General features: G+C 61.4%; 25 protein-coding genes and 1 tRNA gene. 13 read left to right on the plus strand and 13 right to left on the minus strand.

Annotation, left to right across the window (positions count from 1 at the left end):
• Positions 1–27: 27 nt before the first annotated feature.
• A tRNA-Leu gene (locus CMV30_RS13985) sits at positions 28–111 on the plus strand.
• A gap of 380 nt (positions 112–491) precedes the next feature.
• Here the strand turns inward: CMV30_RS13985 and CMV30_RS13990 are convergent.
• The 7 genes from CMV30_RS13990 to htpG all read right to left on the minus strand — a co-directional run bounded on the left by CMV30_RS13990 (position 492) and on the right by htpG (position 6,220).
• The gene (locus tag CMV30_RS13990; RefSeq protein WP_096056616.1) at positions 492–2,144 is read right to left on the minus strand and encodes a fumarate hydratase; all 1,653 of its coding nucleotides are present in this window, start codon (positions 2,142–2,144) and stop codon (positions 492–494) included.
• Between the two features lie 138 nt (positions 2,145–2,282).
• A complete protein-coding gene (locus CMV30_RS13995; RefSeq protein WP_096056617.1) occupies positions 2,283–2,852 on the minus strand; it encodes an RNA polymerase sigma factor in 570 nt (189 codons plus the stop codon).
• The gene (locus tag CMV30_RS14000) at positions 2,849–3,292 is read right to left on the minus strand and encodes a hypothetical protein (RefSeq protein WP_096056618.1); all 444 of its coding nucleotides are present in this window, start codon (positions 3,290–3,292) and stop codon (positions 2,849–2,851) included. The genes CMV30_RS13995 and CMV30_RS14000 overlap by 4 nt, the downstream gene beginning before the upstream one ends.
• Positions 3,292–3,618, minus strand: coding sequence for a hypothetical protein (locus tag CMV30_RS14005; RefSeq protein ID WP_096056619.1), 327 nt, complete (start codon positions 3,616–3,618; stop codon positions 3,292–3,294). Before CMV30_RS14005 ends, CMV30_RS14000 begins: the two co-directional genes overlap by 1 nt.
• A gap of 43 nt (positions 3,619–3,661) precedes the next feature.
• Positions 3,662–4,054 (minus strand): PIN domain-containing protein, encoded by a 393-nt coding sequence (locus CMV30_RS14010; protein ID WP_175414883.1) that lies wholly within the window; start codon positions 4,052–4,054, stop codon positions 3,662–3,664.
• Positions 4,026–4,283, minus strand: coding sequence for a type II toxin-antitoxin system VapB family antitoxin (locus CMV30_RS14015; protein WP_217494397.1), 258 nt, complete (start codon positions 4,281–4,283; stop codon positions 4,026–4,028). Before CMV30_RS14015 ends, CMV30_RS14010 begins: the two co-directional genes overlap by 29 nt.
• 95 nt (positions 4,284–4,378) lie before the next feature.
• Entirely contained in the window at positions 4,379–6,220 is a 1,842-nt protein-coding gene (gene htpG, locus CMV30_RS14020; protein ID WP_096056622.1) for a molecular chaperone HtpG, read from the minus strand.
• Between the two features lie 149 nt (positions 6,221–6,369).
• On the opposite strand from htpG, the gene msrB reads away from it, so the two are divergent.
• Positions 6,370–7,005 (plus strand): peptide-methionine (R)-S-oxide reductase MsrB, encoded by a 636-nt coding sequence (msrB, locus tag CMV30_RS14025; protein ID WP_245844209.1) that lies wholly within the window; start codon positions 6,370–6,372, stop codon positions 7,003–7,005.
• Positions 7,006–7,040: 35 nt separating this feature from the next.
• On the opposite strand, the gene CMV30_RS14030 is transcribed toward msrB, so the two are convergent.
• From CMV30_RS14030 to modA, 3 genes are read right to left on the minus strand one after another with little or no spacing between them, the layout of a single operon-like run.
• A complete protein-coding gene (locus CMV30_RS14030; RefSeq protein ID WP_096056623.1) occupies positions 7,041–7,763 on the minus strand; it encodes an ATP-binding cassette domain-containing protein in 723 nt (240 codons plus the stop codon).
• Entirely contained in the window at positions 7,760–8,431 is a 672-nt protein-coding gene (modB, locus tag CMV30_RS14035; protein ID WP_096057771.1) for a molybdate ABC transporter permease subunit, read from the minus strand. Before modB ends, CMV30_RS14030 begins: the two co-directional genes overlap by 4 nt.
• Positions 8,432–8,487: 56 nt before the next feature.
• On the minus strand, positions 8,488–9,273 hold the full coding sequence (gene modA, locus CMV30_RS14040) for a molybdate ABC transporter substrate-binding protein (RefSeq protein ID WP_245844214.1): 786 nt from the start codon (positions 9,271–9,273) through the stop codon (positions 8,488–8,490).
• 148 nt (positions 9,274–9,421) lie between these two features.
• On the opposite strand from modA, the gene CMV30_RS14045 reads away from it, so the two are divergent.
• A complete protein-coding gene (locus CMV30_RS14045) occupies positions 9,422–9,916 on the plus strand; it encodes an MOSC domain-containing protein (protein ID WP_096056625.1) in 495 nt (164 codons plus the stop codon).
• Between the two features lie 48 nt (positions 9,917–9,964).
• Here CMV30_RS14045 and CMV30_RS14050 read toward each other — a convergent pair whose 3' ends face one another.
• Positions 9,965–11,569 carry a Na+/H+ antiporter gene (locus tag CMV30_RS14050; protein ID WP_096056626.1) on the minus strand — a complete coding sequence of 535 codons (1,605 nt, stop codon included), beginning with the start codon at positions 11,567–11,569 and terminating at the stop codon, positions 9,965–9,967.
• A gap of 222 nt (positions 11,570–11,791) precedes the next feature.
• Here CMV30_RS14050 and CMV30_RS14055 point away from each other — a divergent pair, with 222 nt between their 5' ends.
• The 5 genes from CMV30_RS14055 to CMV30_RS14075 all read left to right on the plus strand — a co-directional run bounded on the left by CMV30_RS14055 (position 11,792) and on the right by CMV30_RS14075 (position 14,667).
• On the plus strand, positions 11,792–12,100 hold the full coding sequence (locus tag CMV30_RS14055; protein WP_096056627.1) for a DUF3817 domain-containing protein: 309 nt from the start codon (positions 11,792–11,794) through the stop codon (positions 12,098–12,100).
• 144 nt (positions 12,101–12,244) lie between these two features.
• Positions 12,245–12,616: a metalloregulator ArsR/SmtB family transcription factor gene (locus CMV30_RS14060; protein ID WP_096056628.1), complete on the plus strand. Its 372-nt coding sequence runs from the start codon at positions 12,245–12,247 to the stop codon at positions 12,614–12,616.
• Entirely contained in the window at positions 12,613–13,176 is a 564-nt protein-coding gene (locus CMV30_RS14065; protein ID WP_096056629.1) for an SRPBCC family protein, read from the plus strand. Before CMV30_RS14060 ends, CMV30_RS14065 begins: the two co-directional genes overlap by 4 nt.
• Before the next feature lie 40 nt (positions 13,177–13,216).
• On the plus strand, positions 13,217–13,768 hold the full coding sequence (locus CMV30_RS14070; protein WP_096056630.1) for an SRPBCC family protein: 552 nt from the start codon (positions 13,217–13,219) through the stop codon (positions 13,766–13,768).
• Between the two features lie 152 nt (positions 13,769–13,920).
• The gene (locus CMV30_RS14075; protein ID WP_096056631.1) at positions 13,921–14,667 is read left to right on the plus strand and encodes a DUF899 domain-containing protein; all 747 of its coding nucleotides are present in this window, start codon (positions 13,921–13,923) and stop codon (positions 14,665–14,667) included.
• 305 nt (positions 14,668–14,972) lie between these two features.
• Here CMV30_RS14075 and CMV30_RS14085 read toward each other — a convergent pair whose 3' ends face one another.
• Positions 14,973–16,415 carry a hypothetical protein gene (locus CMV30_RS14085; RefSeq protein ID WP_096056633.1) on the minus strand — a complete coding sequence of 481 codons (1,443 nt, stop codon included), beginning with the start codon at positions 16,413–16,415 and terminating at the stop codon, positions 14,973–14,975.
• A 193-nt stretch (positions 16,416–16,608) separates the two neighbouring features.
• Between CMV30_RS14085 and CMV30_RS14090 the strand changes: the two genes are divergently transcribed.
• A complete protein-coding gene (locus CMV30_RS14090; protein ID WP_096056634.1) occupies positions 16,609–18,213 on the plus strand; it encodes a family 43 glycosylhydrolase in 1,605 nt (534 codons plus the stop codon).
• 50 nt (positions 18,214–18,263) lie between these two features.
• Here the strand turns inward: CMV30_RS14090 and CMV30_RS14095 are convergent, their stop codons facing one another.
• Positions 18,264–19,139 (minus strand): DUF1835 domain-containing protein, encoded by an 876-nt coding sequence (locus CMV30_RS14095; RefSeq protein WP_138223308.1) that lies wholly within the window; start codon positions 19,137–19,139, stop codon positions 18,264–18,266.
• A gap of 83 nt (positions 19,140–19,222) precedes the next feature.
• Between CMV30_RS14095 and CMV30_RS20930 the strand changes: the two genes are divergently transcribed.
• The 4 genes from CMV30_RS20930 (at position 19,223) to CMV30_RS14115 (ending at position 22,025) form a co-directional block, all read left to right on the plus strand.
• The gene (locus tag CMV30_RS20930; RefSeq protein ID WP_425437048.1) at positions 19,223–19,414 is read left to right on the plus strand and encodes a helix-turn-helix domain-containing protein; all 192 of its coding nucleotides are present in this window, start codon (positions 19,223–19,225) and stop codon (positions 19,412–19,414) included.
• Positions 19,415–19,543: 129 nt separating this feature from the next.
• Entirely contained in the window at positions 19,544–19,936 is a 393-nt protein-coding gene (locus tag CMV30_RS14105; RefSeq protein ID WP_096056637.1) for a cupin domain-containing protein, read from the plus strand.
• 31 nt (positions 19,937–19,967) lie between these two features.
• Positions 19,968–20,225, plus strand: a complete 258-nt coding sequence (locus tag CMV30_RS14110) for a hypothetical protein (protein WP_096056638.1) — start codon at positions 19,968–19,970, stop codon at positions 20,223–20,225.
• Positions 20,226–20,306: 81 nt separating this feature from the next.
• On the plus strand, positions 20,307–22,025 hold the full coding sequence (locus CMV30_RS14115) for a PDZ domain-containing protein (RefSeq protein WP_096056639.1): 1,719 nt from the start codon (positions 20,307–20,309) through the stop codon (positions 22,023–22,025).
• Positions 22,026–22,059 lie beyond the last annotated feature (34 nt).

The following is a 22,059-nucleotide window of genomic DNA, read 5'->3' on the forward strand; positions in this document are numbered from 1 at the left end:
GGCAGTCTCGGCGCGTTTCGCACTCATGCCCGGGTGGTGGAATGGCAGACACGAAGGTCTTAGAAGCCTTTGCCGCAAGGTGTGCAGGTTCGAGTCCTGTCCCGGGCACCAGTGCTACTTGTGATAAATAACTTTGGGGGATGAGGGCTGGAAATTGGGCAAAAAAAATCGCCCGGCGTGAGCCGGGCGATAAACTATACGGAGCTAGGCTCTACGTACAGTTTTTGGCGGGAGGGAATAGCAGAATCCTCGAAAAAAACCTTAGTGCAAGCAATCATTCATGCCTAATTTGGCAATTTTTATAAATCATTATTATGGAGATGATTGATGAGATTTAAGTTGTTGAAGTGGCTGTTTTTTACACCAAAAACGATGATTTAGTACTACTCAGTTAGTCACTGAAATGATCTCGGTACTGCAGGCTGTGGCTTCTTTAGGCGTTTTGGATGAATTTGATATGCGGGTGTCTCGGATTTTTGAGCTCGGTTTCGTCAATGTTTGCCGCTGACGACTGGGGTACAGGAGCTGCAACCGTTGACGAAGAAATCGTTGCCCTTGTCGTCGACGAGGATGAACGCGGGGAAGTCTTCTACCTCGATCTTCCAGACGGCTTCCATGCCGAGTTCGGCGTACTCGAGCTGCTCGACCTTCTTGATGTTGTCCTTGGCGAGGATGGCGGCGGGGCCGCCAATGCTGCCGAGGTAGAAGCCGCCGTGTTTCTTGCAGGCGTTGGTGACTGCCGCGCTGCGGTTGCCTTTAGCGAGCATCACCATCGAGCCGCCGAGGGATTGAAAGAGATCGACGTAGCTGTCCATGCGGCCGGCTGTCGTGGGGCCGAAACTACCGGAGGCGTAACCGGCGGGCGTCTTGGCGGGACCGGCGTAGTAAACGGGGTGTTGCTTGAGGTAATCGGGAAGGCCCTGGCCGGAATCGACGCGCTCTTTGAGTTTGGCGTGGGCGATGTCGCGAGCAACGACGAGCGGGCCGTTGAGGAGGACGCGCGTGGTGACCGGATGGCGGCTGAGCTCGGCGCGGATGGCGTCCATCGGCTGGTTTAGGTCGATGCGAACGACGTTGGTGTCTTTGAACGTGCGCTCGCTATCGGGGATTAGGCGGCCGGGATTGGTTTCTAGTTTCTCAAGGAAGATGCCGTCCTTGGTGATCTTGGCCTTTATGTTTCGATCAGCGGAGCAGGAGACGCCGAGGGCGACGGGGAGCGAAGCGCCGTGGCGAGGGAGGCGGATGACGCGGACATCGAGCGCGAAATATTTGCCGCCGAATTGAGCGCCGATGCCGGTCTTGCGGGCGATGTCCAAAATTTTGCCTTCCCACTCGATGTCGCGAAAGGCCTGGCCGTGTTCGTTACCCTTGGTTGGAAGCGCGTCGTAGTATTTCGTCGAAGCGAGCTTCAGCGTTTTCATGCACTGCTCGGCGCTGGTGCCTCCGATGACGAGCGCGAGGTGATAAGGCGGGCAGGCAGAAGTGCCTAGGTAGCCGAGTTTGTCGGCGACGAATTTCTCCAAGCCGGATGGCGTGAGAAGAGCACGGGTTTCCTGAAAGAGAAACATCTTGTTCGCGGAGCCGCCGCCTTTGGCGACAAAGAGGAATTCGTACTTCGCGCCTTCGCTCGCCATGAGGTCGATCTGCGCGGGGAGATTGGTGCCGGTGTTGACCTCGCGCCACATGTCGAGCGGCGCGTTTTGCGAGTAGCGAAGATTTTCTTTCGTGTAGGTCTCGTAGATACCGCGGGAGATCCATTCGGCGTCGTTGGCGCCGGTCCAGACTTGCTGGCCTTTTTTGCCGAGGACGGAGGCGGTGCCGGTGTCCTGACAGAACGGGAGAATACCACCGGCGGCGACTTCGGCGTTTTTCAGGAGCGTGAGCGCGACGTAGCGGTCGTTGGCCGAAGCCTCGGGGTCGTCAAGGATGGCGGCGACTTGGGCGAGGTGTTTTGGGCGGAGGAAGAAGGAGCAGTCGTGCATCGCCTGCTGGGCGAGGAAGGACAATGCCTCGGGCGAGACTTTGAGGATTTCATTCCCTTCGAAGGTGGCGGTGGAGACCCCTTCTTTGGAGAGGAGGCGGTATTCGGTGGTGTCTTCGCCGAGCGGAAATGGGTCTTGGTAGAAGAAAGCGGGCGTGGCCATGGAAGAACCTTGGTGAAAGATTTCCGCGCAGGCGCGAGAAAATCGTGGCTGTGCGGTGGGAATTAGCCGGGATTCAGGAGCGCGTTAGAACGCGTGCGAGAGTTACGCGGACCGCGACTGCGCGAGGTCGCGCTAGGCTCAACCATTGCGGGCTAGCCAGCGGCCGAGGGATTTTTTCAGGAGCTGGCGTGCGCGGTAGATACGCGTCTCCACGGCTTTGGCGGAAGCGCCCACGATCTGGCCGATCTCGGCGTGGGATTTTTCCTCGTACTCGAAAAGGACCACGGCTTCGCGCATGTCCTCAGGAAGCGAGGCAATGGCTTTGCGGACGGCGCTGGCGCGTTCGTCGCGTTCGCTGGAGGCGCGGGGATGTTCGGAGTTGTCGATCGGCTCGGGAGCTTCGTCGAGCGAAGCGGTGGGGCGACGAACGAGGCGGCGGGCGCGGTCGCGGGCGAGGTTGAGCGCGATCTGGAAAAGCCAGGTCGAGAAGCGGGCCTCGGGACGGAAGCGGGCGCGGTGTTGATAGACGCGGACGAAGGTTTCCTGCGAGAGGTCGAGCGCGTCGAATTCGTTTTGCGTGTGGCGGTAGAGGAAGCCGCGCAGCGGGAGCTGCCAGCGCAGCATGAGCCTGTCCAGTGCGGCGTCTTCGCCACGCTGGAGTGCGAGCATGTCGTCGGTGTCCTGCCCGACGGGCGCGGCGACCGTCATTTCGCGGCGGGGGAAATAGGCGAGTTAGTTGCGGTGATTTTAGGGCCGACCATTTCGAGGTAGCGACGTCCCTGGTCGTGTGGCATCTGTGCGGCGATGGCTTCGAGGTGTTTGCGGGTCGCCTCGGCGCACTCGCGATTCAGCGCCTCGAAGGCAGCGAGCGCGGCGAGATAGTCGGCGCTGTCGCGACCGTGTTTTTTCTCAAGGTTGGCGAGGCGCTTTTTTTCGGTGGAGAGTTTGCTGCAATGGCTGGCGCAAACAGGGCCGTAGTCGGCGCGGATGTTTTTAATCGCGGCGAGTTGTTCGTTCGAAAGGGAGAACTCGGTCTGGAGCCAGGTGTTTTCGTCGGGGCAGCCCTTGTGACACACCCATTTGGTGACGCCGAAAGCGACGGCTCCGGCGAGAACGATGACAACAAACAGTGGAAGAAAACGCTTCATCAATGGCGGTGGACCGTGTTGGGAGCGGCAGTGATTTGAATCGGATCGATCGCGGCAGCGTGGGCGGCAGCCATGCGTTCATCTCGCGTGAGCGAGTCGTAAGCGTACGCGGCGGCGCTGCCGCCGAAAGCGGCGAGTCCTGCGGCCCAGCAAGCGGCGGCGCGGAGCGTGGAGGGGAAACGAAAAAGCACGACTCTCGAGGCGGAGGTGGATGCGGGGGAGCGCTGGATGCGGGCCCAGACATTTTCGCCGAAGTCGGGCGCAGGCTCTGGCGTGCGGGGTTGCCAGGTTTTGAGTAGGCGGGAGAGGGCGCTGTCGTCGTTCATGTCGGATTATACGCTGGAGTAGTGAAGAGTCCTTGGCGAATTTTCAGTCCAGATGATCAACCACGCGCAGGCCGGGGATATAGTGGAAATGCGCGTCGAACGTGAGGACGGTGGCGTCGGTCTGGAGAGCGTGTGCGGCGATGAGAACGTCTTGGGCCTGGATGATGGCGCCCTTGCGGTCGAGCGACCAGGCGAGCTGGGCGGCGCGTTCCCAGATCTGGTTACTTGTGGGAATGAAAATCATGACGCCAAAGTTCTCCTGGAAACGACGCAGTATATTGGGATCTCTGCGGCCGCGACAGACCTCGAGGACAACCATCCCGCACGTCGCGAATTCGTAATCATCCGAACGCGCGCCGAGCTGACGAAACGGATCGGTCCCGGCGCGCGCGCAGTTGACGAAAAAGTTACTGTCCGGAAGGACGAGGTTGGCCATAAGGAGCGGGGTCTTCGGCAGCGTAGAGAACATCGGACTTTTCGAGCGATGGATCGTTCGCAAAGGAAGCTTTCAGCTCGTCGGGCGTGAGCCCGAGACCAGCGTTGAACAGCTCTTTGAGCTTATGGCGGCGGGCCATCTCGGTGAGCGCGATCTCGACTGCGTCTGTCTTGGTTTTGGCACCGGTGATCTTCATCACACGGTCCAAAACGTCCTCGTCGATATGCATGGTCATTTTCATAACAATGCCGACGGTATGGCTGTGCTGCCATACTGCAAGCAGGAAGTATGGCTATGTAGCCATACTTTCTGCTTCGCGATACGTTAAACACTCTCCAGTAACTTGTAGAGACGCTTCACCATGGCGGTAGAATCTTCGAGCAGGCCCGCGCTGATGAGGGCGTTGTCGAGGATCTGCTCGGCGACGAGCTGGGCTTTTTCGGGCGAGCTGGTGCGCGTTTCGGCGAGGCGTTTGATGACGGCGTGGCGTGGGTTGATCTCGAGGCTGACCTTAACGGGAGCGTCGGCGCCGTCCTTATTCATGGCTTTCATCATGCGGCGCATGTGGGGGGACATGAACTTGTCGGAGTTGGTCGCGAGGGCGGGTGAATCGACGAGGCGGTCGCTGGCTTTCACTTCGCTTATGCGCTCTCCGAGGCTCGTCTTGATCCATTCGGAGAGGTCTTTGATTTCGGATTCGCTGAGCGCGCCCTCGGCCTTCGGGAGGTCGGAGAGTTTCACGTCACCGTGATCGGCGGCAGTGAGCTTCTTGCCATCGAATTCGCGGACGTTGTTCATCACATACTCGTCGACGGGCTCGTAGCAGAAGAGCACCTCGAGGTTGCGGGCCTTGAAGCCTTCGAGGTACGGGCCGCTCTCGATCGTCGCGCGGTTGGCGCCGATGAGGTAATAAATTTCCTTCTGCTCGCTCTGCATGCGCGACACGTAATCGGTGAGCGAGGTGGTTTTGCCCTTCTCGGTGAGCGAGGATTCGTAGCGGAGGAGCTTCGTGAGGGAGTCTTTGTGCGTGTAGTCGAGGGCGGCGCCTTCTTTGAGGAAGATACCGAACTCGGCGTAGAACTCGTTGTAGGCGTCGGCGCGGTTGGTGGCTTCTTCTTCGAGGAATTTCAGGAAGCGCTTCGTGATAACTTTGTTGAGTTTCTCGATGAGCGCGCGGTCCTGCATTGTTTCGCGCGAGATGTTGAGCGGGAGATCTTCGCTATCGACGACGCCCTTAAGGAAGCGCAGCCACTCGGGCAGCAAGTCCTTCGGCTTGGCGTCGATGAGAACCTTGCGGCAATAGAGTGCGACGCTCGCCTCGAGGCGGGACATGCCGAGCTTCTCGACGTTGTCCTTCGGGACGAAGAGGAGGGCGTTGATCTGGAGGGGAGCATCGGCGCTGAAGTGGAGGCGCGAGCGCGGGTCATCGTGGGCGTGGGCCTGGAATTTATAGAACTCGGTGTATTCCTCTTCCTTGATCTCGTTTTTCGAGCGGAGCCACAGGGCCTGAACGGTGTTGATGCGCTTGCCGTTGAGATTGATTGGGAAGGTCACGAAGGCGCTGTAGCGCTCGAGGATCTCTTTGATTTTCCATTCCTGGGCGTAGTCGCCGCAGTCGTCTTTGAGCTCGATGACGATCTTGGAGCCGCGCGTCTGGTCCTGGACTTCCTCGATCTCGTAGCTGCCGGAGCCGTCGCTCGACCAGACGTTGGCGGGCTCGCCGGTGCGCCAGGAGCGTGAGTAAACTTTCACCGACTTCGCGACCATGAAGACGGAGTAGAAGCCGACGCCGAACTGGCCGATGAGGTTGGCGTTTTTCTGGCCGGATTCGCTGAGGGCTTTGAGGAAAGCCTTCGAGCCGGAGTGGGCGATTGTGCCGAGATTTTCGATGAGCTCGGCGCGGGTCATGCCGATGCCGGCGTCCTGAATGGTGAGGGTCTTGGCCTTGTCGTCGGTCGTGAGGTTGATCTCGAGTTCGAGTTTATCGTCGGCGATGTCCTTCTCAGTGAGCTGGAGATGGCGGAGTTTTTCGATGGCGTCGGAGGCGTTGGAAACGAGCTCGCGGACGAAGATTTCCTTCTCGGTGTAGAGCGAGTGGATGACGATATCGAGGAGCTGTTTGATCTCAGCCTGGAACTCGAACTTCTGCGGTGTAGCGGTGGACATGGTGGGTTTTGCTTTTGTTAAGAGAGTGGGATGAGTCCTCAGATCCAGGTCCAGGTGCAGGGCCAGGAAATGAGGAGGTGGCATTCTAGCGGAGAAATAAATTTGGCAAGCGCGTGGAATAAAACCTCGTTGTGGGTACTCTCACTTGCATGAAGAAAACCCTTCTCTTTGTAGCGCTGGCTGGAGCCGCCGGGCTCGCCTTCACTTTTGCCGATATGAAAAAGCCTGAAATGAAATCGTCCACGCCTTCTCCGGTAGTTGATTCCGCCAACTGCGCCATCACTGCTGAAAACTCCGCCTGCGGGCTGCCTTCCAAGGTGGTCATCGATATGGCGAAAACGAAGATCCAGAAGACGGACGACGAGTGGAAGAAGGTGCTCACGCCGATCCAGTTCAGCGTTGCGCGCAAGCAAGGGACAGAGCCTCCGTTTCGGAATGAGTACCACGATCATCACGCGGACGGCGTGTATTTTTCCGTGTGCAGCGAGACGCCGCTTTTCGACAGCCGTGATAAATTTGAGAGCGGGACGGGCTGGCCGAGCTTCACGAAGCCGATCGACTCGGTGTTTGTCGGTGTTCATCGCGACACTAGCTATGGCATGATCCGAGAAGAAGTTCACTGCACGGTGGACGGCGCGCATCTCGGACACGTTTTCAACGACGGACCGCGCCCGACGGGGCAACGTTACTGCATCAACTCGGCGTCGCTGAAATTCATGCCTCGGAAAGAGTATGAGGCGTGGGTCGCGAAGAACGGGCAGAAGCTGGTTGATGCGGCGAAGTAAGTTCTGGCCATCAAATTTTTTGGAGAAGGCCGCGCTTATTCAGCGCGGCCTTTTTGTTCACGCAGCCGATAGCGCGGTGTTTCGCTGACTTCGAAGAGGTCGGCCGGGCGGCCGCGCTTTTCGATTTTGCCGGAGAGGAGGATCAAGGCGTCGTCACAGAGCGCGACGACTTCGTCGGGGGAGTGCGTGACGTAGATCATCGGGATGGTGAACTCGTCGCGGATGCGGAGGAGGTAAGGGATGAGGCGTTCCTTGAGCGCGACATCGAGACTGGCGAGGGGTTCGTCGAGGAGGAGGAGTTTGGGCGCGGCGAGGAGGGCGCGGCCGAGGGCGACGCGTTGTTTTTCGCCGCCTGAGAGCGTGGCGATGGAGCGGTCGAGCAACGGGGAAATTTCAAGGACTTCGACGATGTGATCGAGGGACAGGCCGGCGGGGCGTTCGTGAGTAGTGCTGAAACCGTAGAGGAGATTTTTGCGAACGGATAGGTGCGGGAAGAGCGCGCCGTCTTGCGGGACGTAGCCGATGGCGCGGTGTTGCGGGGCGATGAACTGGTGGGTGGCGCGGTCGGTGAGGACGGTGCCGGAGAGTTCGATGGAGCCGGAGGCGGGGCGGCGGAGTCCGGCGATGAGTTCGAGCAGCGAAGTTTTTCCGGAGCCGGAAGGGCCGAAGATCGCGGTGACGCGCGACGAGAGCGTGGCGTCGATCTCGAGCGTGAAATGCGCGAGCGGGAGGCGGAGATTTTTTAGGACGAGGCTCATGCGGCGTGGCTCTTTCGCAGGAAACGTTCGCCGAGCCAGACGGCGGTGAAGGCGATGGCGAGGGAGATACCGAGCAAGGCGAAGGCCTCGGCGTCGCGGCCGAGTTGCACGAGGTGGTAGATGGAGAGCGAGAGCGTGGCGGTTTCGCCGGGGATGTAACCGGCGACCATGATGGTGGCACCGAATTCGCCGAGCGCTCGTGCGAACGCGAGGAGAGCGCCTGCGATGATCCCTCGTTTGGCGAGTGGAAGTGTGATCGTGAGGAAGACGCGCCACTGACTCGCGCCGAGGGTGCGGGCGACGTGTTCGAGGCGCGGGTTGACGGACTCGAAGGCGACGCGGGCGGTGCGCACGAGCAGCGGGAACGACATGATCGCGGTCGCGAGGACGACACCGCGCCAGCTGAAGACGATCTGCCAGCCGAGCGTGTTTTCGAAGAAGGAACCGAGCGCGCCGCGGCGGCCGAAGAGTTTGAGCAGTATCAGACCGGTGGCGACGGGCGGGACGACGAGCGGGAGGGCGACGAGGGTTTCGACGAGGGATTTGCCAGGCCAGTCGCGGCGGGCAAGGAGCCAGGCGAGGGCGATGCCGGCGGGCAGGATCAGCAAGGTGCCGCCGGCCGAGACGGCGACGGTGAACCAGGTGATTTGCCAGACTTCGGGCGACATGTTGCCGGGGAGCGGATAGCGAGCGGGTGGGCTGCGCAAGCGTGGCGAAGGCGCGTTCAGCGGGGTGAGGGCACCCCGCCTACATCGGATATGAAGCCGTATTTTTCGAAGATGGCTCGGGCTTCGGGGGAGGCGAGGCGGGCGGCGAATTTGCGGGCGGCTTCCTCGTGTTTCGTGTCTTTCAGGACGGCGAGCGGGTAAGTGATTTTCGGTCCTTCGGCGGCGGGGATTTCGTACGCGATCTTCACTTTCCTGGAGATAAGGGCGTCGGTTTTGTAGACGATGCCGGCGTCGACGTTGCCGGATTCGACGGCGGCGAGGCAGGCGCGGACGTTTTCGGTGGGGATGATTTTGGCGGAGAGTTTTTCCCAGAGGCCGGCGTTTTGGAGAAAGGTTTTGGCGTAGATCCCGGCGGGGACGGTTTGGGGTTCAGCGAGAGCGATGCGGGCGATGGCGGGCTTCGCGAGATCGGCGGGGGCGGAGAGGGCGGGGCCGTTTTCAGCGTTCACGACGATGACGAGGGTGTTGCCGAGCAGCGGACGGCGGGTGCCGGCGAGGAGGAGGCCGGCTTTGGCGAGGTCGTCCATTTTGGCTTCGTCGGCGGAGAGGAAGATGTCGGCGGGCGCGCCTTCTTTGATCTGGCGGGCGAGGAGGCTGGAGGCGGCGAGGTTGAGGCGGAGTTTGTCGCCGCTGGCGGGTTCGTAGGTTTTGGCGATTTCGGTGAGCGCGTCGGAGAGGCTGGCGGCGGCGAAGACGTTGAGGTCGGCGGCGAGGCTCGTGAGCGTTGCGTTGAGGAGCGCGGCGAGAGCGAGGAGGCGGCGGAAGCGTTGGACGAACGGCACGGCGAAGGAGTCAGCCGGGCGGCGCGCGCGACTCAATGCGATAGCGCGGCGGTGTATGATCGTTTCTCGTCGGAACGATGAGCGCGTTTCAGGGGGCGCGGTGCATTTCAAAATCGCGCGTGGCATCGAAACGCTTCATCGTGCGGGGATGAATTCGCCGCGCATCGTGCATCTTTATGTCTCGGCCGGGCATAATTATTTCGGTCATCACGAGCAGCCGCCGGGCGAGCATGAGACGGTGGAAAAGGCGGAGGTGAATTGCCTCGCGGGGCGCGGGATCGAGGGCGACCGGTTTTTCGACTACAAGGCGGACTACAAGGGACAGATCACATTTTTCGCGGAGGAGATTTTCGAGGCGTTATGCGGGCAGCTCTGTGTGCATGACAAGAGCGCGGCGGTTTTGCGGCGGAACGTGATCACGCGGGGAGTCGATCTGACGACGCTGTACGATCGCGAGTTTGAGGTGCAGGGCGTGCGCTTCCTCGGGATGGGCGAGTGCAAGCCGTGTTACTGGATGGATCGGGCTTTTGGGCCGGGCGCGGAGAATGCACTCAAGGGGCGCGGCGGGTTGCGCGCGAAGATTTTGAGCAGCGGGCGGCTGGCGGTGGATGTTGCGGTGCCGCAGTCGGCGGGCGCGCGGTGACAGACTGAGCGCGCGAGCGGTAGGAGGGTTGAACGAGGCCCGCTGCGTTCAGCTGTGGCTGGTGAGCATGGATTCCTCATGGTCGAGGAGTTGCTGGAGGGGGCGGTGGATGTCGTCGGTGATGCGGTCGCGGCGCCAGAGGTCGTCGATGGCGGCGCGTTCGGCGTGGAGGGCGAGGAGGCGGTAATTGCGGGAGGAGCGGCGGCGGAGGCGGGCGCTGGCCTGGGTTTCGCCCTCGGCGGTGAGCTCGGCGAGGCGGTGTTCGTATTCGGAAATAACTTCGCCGAGGGCGGCGGTTTCTTCGGGGGAAGGGGACAGGGTTTCGAGCTGGCGGAGAGTTTTCAGGCCGGCTTCGACCGCGGTGAGGCGGGCGAGGTTTTCTTCGCGGAGGCTGGTGTCGTCGGCTTTGACGCCGAGCCGGCAAATAAGGGATTCGAGCGTGGTGCCTTGGAGGAGGAGCGTCACGGCGGTGACGCCGAAGGCGAGAAAGACGACGATATCGCGGCCGGGGAATGGGGAGCCGTCGGCGGCGAACTGGGGAATGGAGAGCGCGGCGGCGAGGGTGACGGTGCCTCTCATGCCGGCCCAGCCGGCGACGAGGACGTTGCTCAGGGGAGGGCGTGTCTCCGTGGAGCGGATGCGTTTCGAAAGCAGGAAGGGGAGATAGGCGCCGGGGAAGATCCAGAGGAGGCGGGCGGCGATGGCGACGGCGGAGACGGCGGCGACGAAGAGGCCGAGCTGGGCGGGGGAGTATTGTCCGGTGACGGTGGCGAGGAGCGTGGGGAACTGGAGGCCGAGGAGGATGAAGGCGAGGCCGTTGAGCCAGAAGAGGACGACGGCCCATACGGACCAGGTGGCCTGGCGGGTGGGGACATCCATCTTGAGCGGGTCGCGCCAGCCTGAATACAGGCCGGCGGCGACGACGGCGAGGATGCTGGAGAGGCCGAGGGCGTCGGCGGCGAGGTAGGCGGCGTAGGGCGTGAGGAGGGAGATGGTTATTTCGATGAAGGGATCGGTGCGGGCGATTTTCTTGAGGAAGTCGCGGAGAAAGCCGACGAGCCAGGCGAGCGCGAGGCCGAGGAGGATGCCGCCGGCGGCGAGGACGACGAAGTCCATGGCGGCGGCTTTGAGGGAGAAGGTGCCGGCGATGGCGGCGGCGAGGGCGAACTTGAAGGCGACGAGGCCGGTCGCGTCGTTCATGAGGCTCTCGCCGTTGAGGATGGTGGTGAGGCGGGCGGGGATTTTTAGTTTTTGGGTGATGGCGGCGGTGGCGACGGCGTCGGTCGGGGAGACGACGGCACCGAGGGCGAAAGCCATGGCGAGGGAGAGGCCGGGGACGAGCCAGTGGGCGGTGAGGCCGACGAGGACGGTCGTGAGGACGACGAGGCCCGTGGCGAGCATGAGGATGGGGCGCTTCGCGGCCATGAAGTCACGGAGCGGCATGAGCCAGCCGTCGGAGAAGAGGAGCGGTGGCACGAAGCAGAGGAAGAAGAAGCCGGGATCGAGGGCGATGCGGGGGAAGGCGGGCCAGAGGGCGACGAGGCTGGCGCCGACGACGTAGGTGATCGGGAGCGGCCAGGGCAGGCGGCGGCCGACGATGTTGAGGGCGGCGAGCAGGAGGATGAGGACGAGGGCGTTTTCGAAACCGGCCATGGTGGGAAGCGGAGGAGAATGCGGCGGACGTGTGGAGAATGGAAATGGGAGTGGCGGGATTTTTTTAACCGCGAATGGAGGCCAATGGACGCGAATGCGGGAGGTGGCGAGCGCGGGGTGGAACAGGGCGGCTAACGGTGGACGTGCTCGGGACTTTTATCGGACGGACGTGGGCGCGGAGGGCTTGAGTGCGGAGCGGGCGGCGGTTGGCTCGGTGGACGTATGAAATGGATTCAAAGCTCGATCAGTCGTCTGCGTGTCATTGGATTTCTGGAAGGCGCGTCGTTTCTGGTGCTGATCGGAATCGCGATGCCGCTGAAGTATTTCGCGGGCGAGCCGGGGGCGGTGCGCGTGGTGGGGATGGCGCATGGGGTGCTCTTTTTGCTTTATGTGGCGGCGGTGTTGCAGGCGGCGGTGGAGCATGGGTGGAAGTTGAAGGTGACGGCGTTGTTGCTGATCGCGTCGCTGCTGCCGTTCGGGCCGTTTGTGGCGGACGCGAAGTTGCTGAAGAAGCTGCCGGAGGGCGCGTGACGGCGGAGGTGAGAGGTGCGGAGCGAGGGAGCAGCTAGATGCGCGAAACAGCGGGGTGAGTGTGATCTGGGTTGGGAGAATTGATTAAGTATATGCTTAAATTAAGGCTTGCTTTATTAAGTTTATGCTTAATCAATATCGGCCATGCAAAGTTTACTGGCCATAGCTGACCCGACGCGGCGGCGGATCGTGGAGTTGCTTGCCGAGGGCGAGCGGAGTTCGGGCGAACTCGTCGAGGAATTCGACATGAGCGCGCCGGCGATTTCGCAGCATCTGAATGTGCTGCGGGAAGCGGGGCTCGTGGTGACGCGGGCGGAGGGGCAGTCGCGCATCCAGTCGCTCAATCCTCACGGCTTCGACGAGGTTGAGGCGTGGCTGGAAAAGACGCGCACGATCTGGTCGAGCCGTCTCGACGCGCTGGAGCGCGAGCTGCGCGCGGAAGATGCGGCGAGTGCCGTGACTGCGAAGAAAGCCAAGACCCAGGTGAAAACGAAAACCAAGAAAGCATCCTCATGAAAACCAACGAAGATTACGCCAAGTTCAGCAGTCCATCGGAGCTCCGGATCGTGCGCACGTTGCCCGGTCCGATCGAAAGGGTCTGGGATTATTTGATCGATCCGGTGAAGCGGGCACGGTGGTTCTGTGGCGGAGAACTCCAGCAGAAGGCGGGCGGGAAAGTCGTGTTTCACATGGTCCACAAGAACCTCGCGCCCGACGAGAAACCGCCGGCGAAATACGCGGAGGTGCAAGATCCCGGCGTGAGCTTCGAAGGGCGCGTGTTGAAGTGCGAAGCGCCCCGGCTGCTGGCGTACACATTTGGCAGCGACGACTCAGAGGTGACCATCGAACTGACGCCGCAGGGCAAAGACGTATTGCTGGTTCTCACGCATCGGGCTCGTGGCGCCGAGGAAGAGAAGGAACTCACGAACTATGCGTCGGGCTGGCACATTCATCTCAATCATCTCGTCGCGCAGCTCGCGGGGACGCCGCGTCCGGGGTTCTGGTCGATGCACGACAAGCTTCTCGCTGACTACGAAACACGCCGTGCGGCGGAGCTGAAGGCGCTCAAGCACTGATCCTCGCGCATTCGCACACATGCTCACGCGCTGACTCCTCATGAAGAACAACGAAGAACCCGGAAAGTTTACGGGCCCGGCGGAAGTTCGCATCGTGCGCACGCTGCCCGGACCGATCGAGCGCGTGTGGGATTATCTCACGGACTCCGAGAAACGCGCGCGCTGGTTTGCGAGTGGCGCGATGGAGCAACGCGTGGGTGGCAAGGTGCGCTTCGAGATGCGCCATAGCTGCATCGCGCCTGACGAAACGCCGCCCGAGGAGTTCAAGAAAGTCCACGCGAGCGGCAAAGTCTTCGAATGCACGATCACGCGCTGCGAAGCGCCGCGCCTGCTGGCGTTCACGTTTGGCAGCGACAACGAGTCGGAGGCGATTTTCGAACTCACGCCGCAGGGCAAGGACGTGCTGCTCGTGCTCACGCATCGATCGACCGGCGGGGACATCCCGTATCTGCACGAGTTCGCCGCCGGCTGGCACACGCATGTCGCGCAGCTCATCGCCCAACTTGAGGGCGTGGAGCCGCCGCCGTTCTGGGCTATGCTCGTGACGCTCAAACCGGAGTACAATAAGGCGCGGATCGCGGCGCAGAGCTGATCCGGTTTAGAAAATTTCCGGAGGAACAGCGGCGAAAGCCGTCCTCCGTTTCTGGTCAGAAAACAACAAGGCCACTGCCTTGCCTAAAACATCCGAACGCGTTGTCGGAAAATCCAACGCTCAATCGTCAGTAAATCGGAAAGATACGTCTCATGAAAACTCAGTCGTTCGAAAAACCTGCCGTCGTCGCCGAGGATAAATGGCTCGCGGCTCGCAGAGAACTTCTCCGCGAAGAGAAGGAACTCACCCGTCTGCATGACAAGATTGCCGCGAAACGCCGCGAATTGCCGTGGGTGAAGGTGGAGAAAACTTACGTCTTCGATGCGCCTGGTGGCCCGGTGCCGTTGGTGGATTTGTTCAACGGTCGCAGCCAGCTTGCCGTCTATCACTTCATGCTCGGGCCCGGCTGGGACGAAGGGTGCAAGAGCTGTTCGTTCATCGCGGATCACCTGGTGCCGACGATCCCGCATTTGCAGGCGCGGGATGTGACGCTTGCAGTTGTTTCACGCGCGCCGCTTGCGGAGATTCTGCCGTTCAAGGAGCGGATGGGGTGGTCGTTCAACTGGGTGTCGTCGAATCGGAACGACTTCAATTTCGACTACCACGTCTCCTTCACCGAGGAGGAATTGGCGCGCAGCACCGTGTACTATAATTATGGGCTCAGAGGTTTTCCGCACGGGGAGGCGCCGGGCTTCAGTGTCTTCGCGAAGGACGCCCGCGGTGACATCTACCACACGTATTCAACTTATGGGCGCGGCGTGGAGCAGTTCATGGGAACCTACACGATACTCGATCTGGTGCCGAAGGGGCGCGACGAGGACCCGGTGGATCCGGGCATGGACTGGGTGCGCCATCACGACCGTTACGATCAACCTGCCGATGCCGTCGCCGCGCGTTGAGTCTTCACCGGGCAGTTTTCGCCGAAGCCGAGCCGTCCGCTGGCTGCTGTCGGCGGCGCTGCTCGCGCTCACGCCGAAATGCGTGGTGTGCGTGGCGGCGTATCTCGGGGCGGGCGCGGCGCTCGGGCTGGGCGGGCCGCAGTGGTGCGGGCCGGCGACTGGCGCGAGTCCGGCGGTTTCGTGGATGACGGCGCTCGCGTGGATCGGCGCGACGGGCCTAGCGGGGGCGCTGGGAGTTTGTGCGAGCTGCCGGACAAAGCGGCAAAATGCCAAGCTGTAGCCCTGCGCTTTTCCCGGGAGCGGGTTTAGATTTTTTCGCCGACGAGGGAGTTCAGGTAAACTTCGAGATGGGTGTAGTGTGTGCCGTCGCGGACTTTCGCGCCGTCGGATGGATCGTTGGGGTTGAGTCCGTTGGCGGTTTCCCAGGCGTCGGGCATGCCGTCGCGATCGGTGTCCCAGCCGTCGGGACGATGCACCACGGGATATTCGTCCCAACCGCCGACATCTTTTTCCGAATCGGGAAGGCCGGGGAGGCCGGTGGTGCTGCCGCTGTATTTATAGGTGCCGTCGCGCGTCTCGACGAGGATGCGTTGATCGTGTGGATCGAGGGCGGGGAAGTTGCAGCCGACGTCGGCGAGAACGTTGGTGTAGGCTTCCTCGGCGGTCTGGGTTTTCACGTGCGACACGAAGAACGGGGTGTCGGACCACGGGCTGTATTCGGTCGGCAACTGCCCGCCGCGCTCGGTGGTGGCGGTACGGCCTTTTTCCTGATCGTCGACGCCGAAGTGGCCGGGCATGACATTGCCCGAGAAATAATAGCGCTGGCTGCCGGGGAAGCCGCCGTACTGGGCGTTGAGGGCGTAGAAGTATTTCGTGGCGGCGCCGGGCTTGTAGTAGTTGTTCACGAAATTGACCTCGTGAGCGCCGCCATCGGTCGCGCGCCGGGCCCAGTTGTAGACGACGTTGTTCCGGATATCGAGGCGGCCGGCGTATTTGTTATCTGGTTTCGAGAGACCGCCAGCCATGCTCCAGTTTCGACCGGCGCAATGGGCGAGGAGGTTGTGGTGAAAGCTGCCGATGTCGCCGCCGATGCTGGCGGCGTAGCCGTGCTGTTTGCCGGGCGGATATTTTTTGTGACCGGCGGCGTTGAGCGCTTCGGAGATGAGCGTGCGCTGGAGCGTGATGTTTTTCGCGCCGCGCGAGCTGAAGGATTCGTCGAGCGTCCAGCTGATCGAGCAGTGATCGATGATGGCGTTGTCGGCGGAGGCCAGGCCCATGCCGTCGAGGGTCATGCCCGAGGTGTTGCCGGGGCGGACGCGTATGTAACGGATGATGACATCGCTGGCACCGAGGACGCCGAAGTTGTAATTGCTGAGGCAGATCCCGATTCCTGGAGCGGTCTGGCCGGCGATGGTGAGTTCGGAATTATTTTTGCGCACGATGAGGCGCGATTGGAGTTCGATGCGGCCGGAGACATCGAAGACGACCGTGCGTGGTCCCTCGGCTTCGACGGCGGCGCGGAGGCTGCCGGGGCCGGAGTCGTTGAGATTGGTGACGGCGATGACGCGGCCACCGCGGCCGCCTTTGGCGAAGCGGCCGTAGCCCTCGGCGGTGGGGAAGGCGAGTGGCTGCGGAGCGACGTTGGCGGCATCCGGCACTGGCGTGGGAGATGCGGCGTTGACGGCGAAGGCCGATGAGCAAAGCGCAAGCGCGGTTGAGATGAGCGGCAGGCGACGGAGGGTATTCATGCTGGGCGTGAGTTGGAGGGGTGTATGCTAGACACGCGAACATTACGCGTTCGTGACAACGCGCGGACCGTGTGAGTGAGCCGAGAGAGGCGGCTGCGGGCAGAGCTTCTGCAAATGAGAGAGTGAATCCAGCGATTGATCTGCGGGCGGGGCGGTCGTTTCGTTGACGCTTCCCCAACTTTTTACTCCTGCGATGAAACAATCACAGACTGGATGCACCCCGGCGCTTTGCTGCGCGTTACTAGCCTGTTTCATTTTTGCCACGGCTTCGGCGCGCGCTGACTCCGTGGATATTCCACGTTGGCAGCGCGGGATTGAGGGCCAGCGCAAGGCCGACTTGGGCGACGGCACGTTTCTCAATCCGATCCTCGCGGGGGACCGGCCCGATCCGACGATCCTGAAAGATGGGGACGGTTACTACATGACGTTTTCGTCGTTCAATTCCTACCCGGGGATCGTGATCTGGCACTCGAAGGATCTGGTCAACTGGCGGCCGGTCGGTCCGGCGTTGCACAAAAATATCGGGACGGTCTGGGCGCTCGATCTATGCAAAGTTGACGGGCGCTATTACGTGTACATTCCAGCCATCGCGCACGGGAAGCCGTGGTCCACTTATGTCATCTGGGCGGATAAGATAGAGGGGCCGTGGAGCGAGCCGATCGATCTTGGTATCGAAGGTTGCATCGATCCGGGACACGCGGTGGGCGAGGATGGCAGGCGGTATCTTTTTGTTAACGGCATTCGCAAGATCAGGCTGACCGATGATGGGTTGGCGACGGATGGAAAGCTGGAGCAGGCGTATGCTCCGTGGCGTTATCCGGAGAATTGGGTGACGGAAAATTTCGCGCCGGAGGGGCCGAAGCTTTTCAGGCGGGGCGAGTGGTTTTATCTCGTGACGGCGGTGGGCGGGACGGCGGGGCCGGTCACGGGGCACATGGTTATCGCGGCGCGCTCGCGTTCGATTCACGGGCCGTGGGAACACTGTCCGCACAATCCGCTCGTTCGCACGCTGTCGGACAAAGAGCCGTGGTGGTCGCGCGGACATGCGACGGTTCTCGAAGGACCGGGCGGCGATTGGTGGATGGTCTATCACGGCTACGAAAACGGATTTCGCACGCTCGGGCGGCAGACGCTGTTGGAGCCGATCGAGTGGACGGAGGATGGATGGTTTCGCGCGAAAGGCGGCGATCTCGGGAAACCGCTTGCGATGCCGAAGGGCGGCAGTGCGGTGCCGCACGGGCTGGCGTTGTCGGATGATTTTTCGACGAACAAGTTTGGGACGCAGTGGGCGTTTCACGATCCGAGCGCGGATGAAATGACGCGCGTGCGCTACGGGAAGGACTTGCTGGAGCTGGCGAGCGAGGGGGATTCGCCGACGAACAGTTCACCGCTGACGTGCATCGTGCCGGATCGCGCGTACGAAGTGGAGGTGACGATGGAGATGCTCGGAGACGCGGAGGGCGCGCTGCTGTTGTACTATAATCCGAAGGCGTTTGTCGGAGTCGGTTTCACGGGCGAGAAGGTGAAGACCTACCAGTATGCGACGACGGAGGATTGGGCGAGTGTGCCGCTGAAGGGGCGCACAGTGCGCGCGCGGATCACAAATGACCGGAACGTGATCACCTACCAATACTCGGTCGATGGCGGCGTGAGCTGGAGGACGCATCCGACGCGCATGGAAGTCGCGGGGCTCAATCACAATGTCTTTGGCGGGTTTCTGAGTCTGCGCGTGGGTATTTGCTCGCTGGGCACGGGGAGTGTGCGGTTGAGCGGGTTTTCTTATCGGGCTATCGAGTAGACTCTGTGAACACGGTCGGCGAGTCACTGCGCGCGCGGACGTTCATGACTTCAAGCTTTGAAGTGCACGCCGCCGATCCATCGATCCATACCGTTGAGCTGGCGTGCGTCGGCTTCGCCAGCGAGCACGCGCTGTCCGGCCGCGGTCAAGGTGTAGGGCTCAGGCGTCACGAGCGGCGTGGGAGCGTGCATGAGGGCCTTGAGGCGCGACTTGACCGTCGTATCGCCCATGAAGCTCGTTTCCTCCGCAGCGGCATTGGCGCGAAATAAATCCGCAAAGCCGCGGATGCCGCGCGCGATCGCTCGCAGGAGCTGCCGCTCAGTGCGCCCCAAGCCGGTGGGCGGTGTGGGATATTCTTCAAGCAAACGTCGCAGCGCGTTGCCGAGAAAAGGAAGTGCATCGAGATCCGTTGCGAGCAGCTGGCGCAAGGCGTCGGAATCGGGAGAGGTCAATGCGTTCCATGCGCGAGCTCCGAGCGAGAGTTGCTCCGCGGTGATGGGCTGGCGTTTCGGCCAGAGCGACGCGAGTTGCACCGGCGTAAGCTGGCCGAGACCGTAAAATGGCACGATGCCGGGAAACGCATCGATGCAGATCATCTCGGCCGTGATGCCAGGCGCTTGGGAGAGCGTTGCTAGAATCTGCAGCAACTGCAGCTGATCGTAGAGATCATGCTCGAACCATAACACCCTATGGCAGGCAGAGCGGAGTGCGTTGTCGCGTTCGCGGAAACTCGCCGACACCTCGGGAAACGATCGATCGTCCCACTGCGCGAGGAAACGTGCGCGCACGCCGCTCATCTCCTCAAGCATCAAACCCGCCGGCACCGGGCCTTCGTGCAGGACGTCCTGCCACGCGATTACTTGTCCCGGCACGCCGCTGTTGCGCAAAGACCCCGCCGCGCTGTCGCCGTTGGTGATGTGCAGCATGGTGACTACGGTGTCTGGCACCAATAAGATCACAAGCCAACGCACGATGAGCGAGCGTAGCGTGGCCCGGTGCGGGGCTGGAGTTGGCGCGAATCCACCCGCCAGGGGAAAATTATCAGCGCAGCCCGATGGAGCATTTGACGCATCTGCGGCGGAGACGTGCGAGTACGACGCTGAGGTCAACGCCTGCGCAACTGGAGGAGATCGCGGAGCGCACGGGGTACGGCTCGGTGTATTCGTTTTCCACGGCGTTTCGCCGCTGGAGCTGGGAGTGACCTGCATTAACAGGGTGGCAGCGTGTAGCGTTGTAGACTTGGCTTTCGGACGCAGACGATTTCCGTTCGCGAGAGCAGCGTCCTAGTGAACCCCAATTGCGGCGGATAACTTTAAACTCACTCTATCGCATGAGCATTTCATCGATTATTCTCCCGCCTGGTTGTGGCCGGAGTTACGACTGCGGTCCGATGCAGGCTGTATTCAAGGCGGATGGAGCCGAGACCCAGGGCAGGTACAGCGTTTCCGAGTGGACGGTGGCGCCGCATAGTCACGGGCCGGGTCCGCATTCGCATGAAGAGAACGAGGAGCTTTTTTTGGTTACTGAAGGAACGATGGCAGTGCGGGTAGGCGAGGAATGGATTGATGCTCCACGCGGCACTTTTTTGCGCATTCCTGCGGGTGTCATTCACGATTTCGAAAATCGCACCGACAAGCCCGCGACACTCTTCAATGTGTTTCTGCCGGGGGCATTCGAACATATGATGCCTGACATTGTTCGGTGGTTCGCCGGACAAAAATAGTGAGCCACGCGTCTCCTGAAATTTTGTTTCTATGAAATCCCAAGTGGTTTTGGCGCTGGTGTTATTCACGGTTGCTGGCGCTCTATGCGGCTGCGGGTCGACCAAATATAGCGCGACCGGTGTGGATAAGAAAGCGGAGGAGTTACTCCGAAACGGGAGCGCCCGGGATATGGCTGAGGCGCGTCAGATGGCCGAAGATTATTACTGGTTGGAAAACGCGCGGAAGAAAGAGGAGGACGCGCGGTTGGAACGCCAGAAGGCGGCCGAAAAAAAGGAGCAAAGGCGTTGATCGAATTCGCTGTGCCTGCATGCACGTGAGCGCTTGAGCGCGGCGCGGAACTTTTACCGGGAGAAAGTCTCACAAGGAGGCATGCTTTCTTCTGCGATCCGGGTGGGGTGGGGACGGAATTTGTTTGCTGGATGGATGCTGGCCTTTTGTTGCAGCGTCCATGCGTGGGCTGGGGAGGCGTCGTCGCTTGGAGCGACAGCATCGTCGAATGCGAGGGAGGATGACGAACTGGAGGACTTGGAGCATCTGCCCGCATTCAACGTGAAGGCGGACCGGCTGGAGGAGTTTGGGTTTCGCGCGGGCGGGATGATTGCGATTCCCGGACCCTCGTATGCGTGGGTGAGAGAAGTCTTCCCGAATACGGCGGCGTCCAAGGCGGGCCTGCGTCCGGGTGACATCATTCTCAAAGTGGACGGAAAGAAGCGGTCGCTCTTTTCGCTGATGAGAGCGGATAAAGCGCAGGATAAAAAGTGGGCGGAGCTCGCAGCGGGAAAGAAGAGCGTGTCGTGGGTGTTCGAAGTGCGCGATCCGGTCACGAAAGAGACGCGAACGGTGACGATGATCGTGCCTTCTCCGGCACCGCATTGGGGAAGCGTGATGTGGAGCACTCCCGAGGGACGCACTCCGGCCGTTGTGAAAGAGTCAGGGCCGCTCGCCGGACGGGCAGCGGAGATTTTGGACAACGGTATCTGGACGAAATGGGAGGGTGTGGCGTTTCTGAATGTCCCAAAAACGGAGAAGGCGCCGGTGCTCGGTTACGAATGGCGCATCGTCGAGGGCGCGGAGAGGCATCGCATGTGGGTGACGCAGCAACGCGGGAAAACGGAGATCGTTTTCGAGCGTCGGTCGCCAGTTATCGGCAACGTACTTTTTCTCACCACGCCTGCGGGAATGCTGGCGAACACGCGGTACTCACCGCCGAAGAAAAACAAGAAGATGAAACTTTCGTCTGAGGAGCTGGAGGCGGCGTTTCAAACGGAGATGGATTTCTGGCTGACGAAAGTGGGGCGCGTTTCCGGGCGTTGGCCGTTCGAGGCATTGTCGGGAGCGGGCGGGGCTGGCGACATCGCGATCGTTCGCCGGGATATTCAAGAAAGCACGGCGGTAGTCGCGGTGCGGTCGGCGTCGTTTCTCGCTCTGCCGGTGGCCGAGGAAGCGCAACGGGCGATGTTTGCCGATGCGCTTGGCAAGGTCGGCGCCGATGCGGAGTGCTGGGCTTACACCGAGATATCGCGTGGGTTTGGCGATGACCGTGTGACGACGGTGCGCATCGATCCTTCGAAGCCGGAAGCGGAGCGGAGTACGTTGCTGATGGTTGATGGAAAGAAACCCGGTGCAGCGGTGTTTCAGCAGTGGCGGGATGAGGGACGGGGGGTGCCGGAAACTTTGGGCGAGTTGCCCGAGATTTCGAGTGTCGTCGATGTGAACGACGTGCGTGTGTTTGCCGATGAGGCGAGGGCGGTCGTGTTCGAACTGCCGTTGAAAACAACGAGCGCCGAATTTCCCTCCGACAAAGTTCAGGCGCTTTTCCGGGTGAACAAGGCGCAGCGAGCATTCGAGAACTTTTCGGTGAAGCTGCGTGAGGCTGTTCGTGTAGCGGGTGTCGCGAAGGTGACGGATGCAGGCTTCGAGGTTCGCTTTCAGAGTTTCGATCCCGCGCTCGCACCGCAGCCGGTTCTGCTCAAGACGGGTGGCGCGGCGCGGGTGCTGCTCGTGAAACTCAAGCGAGGATTTGAAACGAAACGGACTGATTTCGTGAGGGTGCTGCCGTTCGAGGAGGAAGCGACGCGCGTAGAATAGGCGGCAGATCAAGGGGGGGAGAGCGAAGCAGGGT

The organism is Nibricoccus aquaticus (assembly GCF_002310495.1).
GTDB classification, from domain to species: domain Bacteria; phylum Verrucomicrobiota; class Verrucomicrobiia; order Opitutales; family Opitutaceae; genus Nibricoccus; species Nibricoccus aquaticus.